The 6,247-nt window shown below is 67.4% G+C and carries 7 protein-coding genes; 1 reads left to right on the forward strand and 6 read right to left on the reverse strand.

Annotated features, from left to right (window positions below; all coding sequences use genetic code 11):
- Window positions 1–7: 7 nt before the first annotated feature.
- The 6 genes from NQJ30_RS11240 to NQJ30_RS11265 all read right to left on the reverse strand — a co-directional run bounded on the left by NQJ30_RS11240 (window position 8) and on the right by NQJ30_RS11265 (window position 5,559).
- Window positions 8–757, reverse strand: coding sequence for a dienelactone hydrolase family protein (locus tag NQJ30_RS11240; RefSeq protein WP_255770007.1), 750 nt, complete (start codon window positions 755–757; stop codon window positions 8–10).
- A 35-nt stretch (window positions 758–792) separates the two neighbouring features.
- Entirely contained in the window at window positions 793–2,115 is a 1,323-nt protein-coding gene (tgt, locus tag NQJ30_RS11245) for a tRNA guanosine(34) transglycosylase Tgt (protein ID WP_255770008.1), read from the reverse strand.
- 33 nt (window positions 2,116–2,148) lie between these two features.
- Window positions 2,149–2,874 (reverse strand): SRPBCC domain-containing protein, encoded by a 726-nt coding sequence (locus tag NQJ30_RS11250; protein ID WP_255770009.1) that lies wholly within the window; start codon window positions 2,872–2,874, stop codon window positions 2,149–2,151.
- 48 nt (window positions 2,875–2,922) lie between these two features.
- On the reverse strand, window positions 2,923–4,038 hold the full coding sequence (locus NQJ30_RS11255; RefSeq protein WP_255770010.1) for a DUF6707 family protein: 1,116 nt from the start codon (window positions 4,036–4,038) through the stop codon (window positions 2,923–2,925).
- An 86-nt stretch (window positions 4,039–4,124) separates the two neighbouring features.
- Window positions 4,125–4,664: an NUDIX hydrolase family protein gene (locus NQJ30_RS11260; RefSeq protein WP_164202427.1), complete on the reverse strand. Its 540-nt coding sequence runs from the start codon at window positions 4,662–4,664 to the stop codon at window positions 4,125–4,127.
- A 118-nt stretch (window positions 4,665–4,782) separates the two neighbouring features.
- A complete protein-coding gene (locus tag NQJ30_RS11265; RefSeq protein ID WP_255770011.1) occupies window positions 4,783–5,559 on the reverse strand; it encodes a VOC family protein in 777 nt (258 codons plus the stop codon).
- Window positions 5,560–5,642: 83 nt separating this feature from the next.
- Here NQJ30_RS11265 and NQJ30_RS11270 point away from each other — a divergent pair, with 83 nt between their 5' ends.
- Window positions 5,643–6,236 (forward strand): YdeI/OmpD-associated family protein, encoded by a 594-nt coding sequence (locus NQJ30_RS11270; RefSeq protein WP_255770012.1) that lies wholly within the window; start codon window positions 5,643–5,645, stop codon window positions 6,234–6,236.
- The last annotated feature ends 11 nt before the right edge of the window (window positions 6,237–6,247 follow it).

Consider the following 6,247-nt stretch of genomic DNA (forward strand, 5'->3'; position numbering starts at 1 on the left):
CCCTGCCTTAGCCCTTCAGCGTCGCGTCCAGGAGGGCGCGGAGTTCGGTGAAGTGCCGCTCGGTGGCATCGGCGTGGAACATCGAGGTGTCGGCCATTGTGTAGCCGTGCGGGGCGCCGGTGTAAACCTCATTAGAGGCCTTGAGCCCGGCCGCATCCAACGCTGAACCCAGCCGTGCAACGGCGTCGGCATCCATGCTCTGATCGTGGTCCGCGTGGCCGAAGACAAACCGGGCCCGGGCGTTGCCGAGTCCCAGATGCGGGCTGTCCGCGCCGTCGGTCGCGAGCCCGCCGCCGTGGAAGCCGCCGCAGGCAGCCACCACCTCGGGGTGGGCTGTTGCGGTGCGGACGGCCAGGCGGGCGCCCATGCAGTAACCGAACGTGCCGATGGGACCGGGCGCGACGCCGTCGAGCGTTTCCAAAGCCGCAACCCACGCGTCGATGTCCGGCAGCGCCTTATCGGCGGTGAGGTGCCCGACCCGCGGGAACGCAGCGTTGCCCGCGGCGGCGCGGCCCTCCGGGGTGGTCATGTCCACTGTCGGGGCCAGCTCCGCGGCGGACCCGTCCCGGTAGAAGACGTTCGGCGCCAGGACCACGTAGCCCCAGTCGGCGATCCGCTGTGCCATTTCCTCGATGCGCGGACGCAGACCGAAGGCGTCCATGTACAGGATGACGCCCGGGAACGGGCCTTCGCCCGTTCCCGGGCGGACAACGAGGGCTTCTGCAGGGCCTGCTGCGGCCTGGATCTCAATGAGCATTTGGTCAGGATAGCGGAGCCAACCGGGAGTGACGCTCAGGAGTAGTAGTGTGCCAGCGTTTCTGCCTTGAACTCGAAGAAGGTGCCGGACTCGATGGCCAGCCGGGCGTCATCCACCATCTTCACCACAAAGCGTTCGTTGTGGATGGAGATCAGCGTGGCGGAGAGCATCTCCTTGGACTTGAACAGGTGGTGGATGTAGGCACGTGAATAGTTCAGGCACGCGTAGCAGTCGCAGCCCTCCTGCAGGGGCCCGAAGTCGCGCTTGTACTTGGCCCCGGACAGGTTGTAGCGGCCGGTGGGATGGTAGAACGCCGAGTTGCGGGCCACCCGGGTGGGGGAGACGCAGTCAAAGGTGTCCGCGCCGTTCTCGATCGCGGTGAAGATGTCGTCCGGTTCGGAGATGCCCAACAGGTGCCGGGGCTTGTTCTCCGGCAGCTCCTCATTGCACCAGCGCACGATCGTGCCCAGGTTCTCCTTCTCCAGCGCCCCGCCGATGCCGAAGCCGTCGAAGTTCATGGCGCCGAGATCCCGGCAGGCCTTGCGGCGCAGGTCCTCGTACTGGGCGCCCTGGATCACGCCGAACAGCGCCTGGTACGGCTTTCCCTCCCGGGACGCGGTCAGCCGGAAGTGCTCGTCGAGGCAACGCAGGGCCCACAGCCGGGTGCGCTCCAGCGACTCTTCCTGGTAGCCGCGGGAGTTCTGCAGGGTTGTCAGCTCATCGAACGCGAACATGATGTCCGCGCCGATCTGGTGCTGGACCTGCATGGAAATTTCGGGCGAGAAGCGGTGCCGGTCCCCGTTCAGGTGGCTCTTGAACCACACGCCGTCGTCGTCGATGTGGGCGAGGCGTTCCTTGCCGGGGGCCACGGCGTCGTCGGGACCAGACGTATCCACGGACTTCATGTCGATGACCTTCTTGAACCCGGATCCGAGGCTCATCACCTGGAATCCGCCGGAGTCCGTGAACGTGGGCCCGGACCAGTTCATAAATGCGCCCAGGCCACCGGCTTCGTCCAGGACGTCGGCGCCCGGCTGGAGGTACAGATGGTAGGCGTTGGCCAGCACCGCCTGCGCACCCAGGTCGGCGACGGCTTCGGGCAGCACCGCCTTGACGGTGGCTTTGGTTCCGACGGCGATGAAGGCCGGCGTCTGGATCTCACCGTGCGGGGTGGTGATGGTGCCGGTGCGGCCCAGGAACCTGCCGCCGTTCTCAGCGAGCTGGCTGGCCGACGGCGAACAGCTGTTTGCCAGGCGGGTGCCCACGGTGAAGGAGAACTGGGACTGCGCCGCATGGGAAGACACAGGCGCCGTGGAAGGGGACTCTGCGGGCAGGGCGGAGGCGGGGTTTGCTGGCACCGTTCCAGTCTGCCAGCAAACAGCGCCCAACCCTCAGCGGGCCGCCTTCTCTGTGGGGTAGTTCTCAGTCCGCCAGCCGTCCCAGGAGGAGCGGATCGCGTCCAGTGTGTGGGCACCCAAGTCATACGTCGAGGCGATCACTATGGCGCCGCCGTCGGGCCTGACGTCCTTGATAACCGGCTGGTCCGCGACGATCAACAGCCCGTCCCCGTGTTCGGCATAGCCGTGGACGGTGAGGCCCACCTGGTGGTTGCTGCGGTACCAGACCTTGCCGGAAATCTCTTCACCGGTGGCCAGCGTGAGCTGGTACGGTTCGCCGGGCTTGGGCACGTCGGACAGCCCCAGCCGCTCGATGGCTGACCCGGATCCGCCTGGCAATTCGAAGAACAGCGTGCGCCGGGTGCCGTGCGGGTGGTGCTCCAGCGCGAACCGGAGCTGCTGGAGGAACGTCAGCCATCCCTGGGTGATGTCCTCGTCCCACGCCGCCCATTCGGAATTATGGTCCAGGGCCGCACGGGTGATGCTGACCTGGGTTCCGCCGGACACAGGCTTCAGGTCGAAGACGTCCCCGCCGTTGGCTGTCAGGCTGGTATGGTCCGGGGCCTCGACGACGTCCTTGCCAAAGTAGATCCGGTTGATTTCGTCCGTGAGTTCGTCGGTTTCCCAGCCGTGCCACTGGGCCACCTTGGCGGGTTCGCGCAGCATGATCCAGACCTGCGGCGCATCAGCATTAATGACCACGCTCAGATTGTTCGTCATAGGGCGAATCTACAGGCCCTGCGCAGCGCCGGGTAGGGGGCATTCGGGTCAGGCGCGGACGGCCTCGAGTTCGTTGCTGATGCGGCGCTGCAGCTCACCGAGGCCAATCGTCTCAGACCCGCCGTGGGCCCGCAGGAATAGCAACGACTCCAGCCGCAGCAGCCGCCACTCCCGCTCGGCCTCATGGTTGGAGTTGTCGATCGACCGGAAGATCTCTTTGTCGTACAGGTTGGGCTCGTTCAGGGACCGCTGGCGGACCTTGGCGTTCATGCGTGCCTTGAAGGGGTCCGTTTCCTGGTTCTCCGGGGTGCGCAGCAGCTTTTCGTAAACCTCGGCGCGTTCTTCCTGCCCGTCCTGGCGGCAAATGTAGCTGGACAGCGCCAGCGACGCTTCCACCGAGGCCCAGCGGCCCGGGTTGCCGTCGAACGGCAGGACGTTGAGCAGGTCCGCCACCGTCAGCGCGCCGTCGGCGTCCTTCAGCGTGACGAACAGTTCGTGGGCGAGGTCGCTGAGGTCTTTCAGGCAGCTGCCGGATTTGAAGTTGATGCCTTTCGCCAGCTTGTCTGCCAGCAGCAGCACCCCCACGGCATCCGGGTGGGCTTCGGCGGCGGCTTCCACCACAGCTTCGGGTGTGCCCTGCGGGGCAGGAATCCGGGCAAGCTCGTCTTCGGACGGGCCACTCACCGCGGGCGGGATGGCAGGCAGGGGAGGAACGACGACGGCGGGAGCCGCCGGTGCCTGCTCCCCGGGCGCCGGTGACTGGTTTCCGGAGCCGTGGTCGCCGCGCGTTGTTGCGTCAGGTGCATCAGCACCGGCCGCCGCCCATCCGGGCGCTCCCACCTGCGGCTCGTCCCCCTCCGCCGCAGCCTCGGAACTGTGGGGTGCAGCCGGAAGCCGCGTGACGCCGTCGGACGCTTCTTCTGTGACAGTGCTGCCGGCAGAGGAATCCAGAATTCGGACCGTGGAGCCGGCCGCGATGCGGATGGTGCCGCCGCCGGTGAGGTTGGCCAGGACTACCGCCGGGGTCCCGAAATCGTCGGACTCAAGCTCGACGCGCTGGATTTCGGCGGTCCGCCAGCCATCGGGCAGAAGGAGGTGATCGCCGGAAGTCAGAGATCCAGCCTGCTGTTCGCTGTAGTGCCGGGCGGCTGGGGTTTCGGTCATGGGGATCCTTAAATTCTCTTGCGGTCCGCCCTACAGTCTACAAAGCAGGGCACGGCAAATCCGGGACGCCGGGGAATCCGCGGGCGTCAGAAACCCACTCCGGCGAAGGCCAGCGCCTGGCGGACCAGCGCGCCGCGGCCGCCGCTGAATTCGAGCTGGACGCCGGGGCTAAGCACTTCTTCGGGGGTCATCCACGTCAGTTCCAGGGCGTCCTGGCGGGGCTCGCATTCGCCGGTGACCGGGATGACGTAGGCCAGCGACACGGCGTGTTGGCGGTCGTCGGTGAAGCCGGTGTGCGACGGGGCCGGAAAGTATTCGGCCACCGTGAACGGCACCGGGCTGATGGGGAGCTGGGGAAACGCCAGCGGGCCCAGATCCTTCTCCATGTGGCGCAGCAGCGCGCCGCGGATGGTCTCCCGGTAGATGACCCGGCCGGACACCAGCGACCGGATCATGTTGCCGTCCTCATCGGCCTGCAGCAGCGTGCCAACCTCGTTCACGAACCCCAGCGGATCCAGCCTGACCGGAACAGCCTCCACATAGATCATGGGAAGCCTCCCACGGGCCTCGAAGAGGTCTTCCTCGGAGAGCCAGCCGGGATTGGGGTCAGGAGTGCGAACATTCATGGTTAAGTTCTACCCCATCCGGCAGAGACAGGCGTCGAAGGGTGAGCTCTCAGCGTAAAGCGGCCCTTTTAGCGCCGGGATGTCACCACTCATCGGGATGTCACGGCCCAGCGGGATGTCACCGCTCGGCCGGCCGGTGGGAGATCCAGATGCTGGGCGGGACATGCTGGGCAGAGTCCGGGCCCGGGGCGGTGGTTGCTGGGCCGGCCGCTTGCGGGGTGGCTGCGTCCGGGTTGGCCACGTGCAGGGTCCGGCCGAAGGCTTCCTCCGTTTCCGTGACCTCCAGGCCGGCTGCCGCGAGCCGCGCGCGCAGGGCGCCCAGATCGCCGTCGTACTCAAATCCCAGGCCGGAGCGCGGGCCGCCCGACGCCGGGCGCACCATCAGCACGCCGCCGTTTTTGGCGGTAAAGTCAGCGGTTTCGTCGGCGTCGGGGACGGGCCGGAACCGGGCCCCGATGTCCTGCAGCGTCATGGCGGCGGCCCCGGGATCTGCGGTGAACCAGACGCCGACGACGGTCAGGGTAGTGTCAGCGTCAGCGCGGGTTGCGTCGTGGGCGGCTTTGTCCGCCAGGAAGCTGAAGCCGTCGGCGCCGGTGACGCGGCACGACTCGCCGTGGTCCGCTGTGATGAGTTCAGCGGTGGTCTTTCCGGATGCCTCCGCGGCCAGGCCGGTGCGCCGGGCGAACTCGGCCAGGTCGCCCACCTCCACGCCCAGGGCCGTGGTGCCGTCGCCGTCCTGCCCCTCCGCGGTGGTGTGCAGGGCGAGCCGGCCGGCGCCGGCGTCGAACTCCCGCCACGGGCCCTGATCAACAGTCTTGACCAGCCCTAAGGCAACCAGGAGCTCCTCCCACTTTTCCGGGCGGGAAGTGAAGTGGACGGGCCTGACACGCAGCATGGGTTTCTCCTCGGATCCGGGACAGCGGAACTACGGCCATCATGCCACCTCTTGAAACCGCTGGCACCGTGCAGAATAGGGCCATGGCCATTGAACTTGAGGAATTGCTGGTCCCGGATGCGGCCGCGTGGCGGTCGTGGCTGGAAGCCAATCACCGCGACAGCCCGGGCGTCTGGCTGGTCCTGCACAAAAAGGGCGGGAACGTCACGGAACTGAACTACGACGCGGCGCTGGATGAGGCGCTGTGCTTCGGGTGGATTGATGGCCAGATCGTCAAGCGCGACGCCGAGAGCTACTGCCAGCGGATGACCCGCCGGGGCCCCAAGAGCGTCTGGTCGGCCCGGAACGTGGGGCATGTTGCCCGGTTGGAGGCCGCCGGCAGGATGACCGCCGCCGGGCGCGCCGCCGTCGAAAGCGCCAAGGCTGACGGCCGTTGGGAGATCGCCTACGGCGGGCAGGCAACCGCAGAGGTTCCGCCCGACCTGGCCGCGGCCATCGCGGCCGTCCCCGAGGCCCAGGCCATGTTCGATGTCCTCACATCCGTGAACCGGTACGCCCTGATCTACCGGACCAATTCGGTGAAACAGGCAGCCACGCGGGAACGCAAGATCGCCGGGTTTGTGGAAATGCTGGCCCGCGGCGAGGCGCCGTACCCGCAGAAGAAAAAGCCCGCCTGAGGACGCCGCCC

Source organism: Pseudarthrobacter sulfonivorans, from assembly GCF_024391045.1.
Lineage (GTDB): Bacteria > Actinomycetota > Actinomycetes > Actinomycetales > Micrococcaceae > Arthrobacter > Arthrobacter sulfonivorans_B.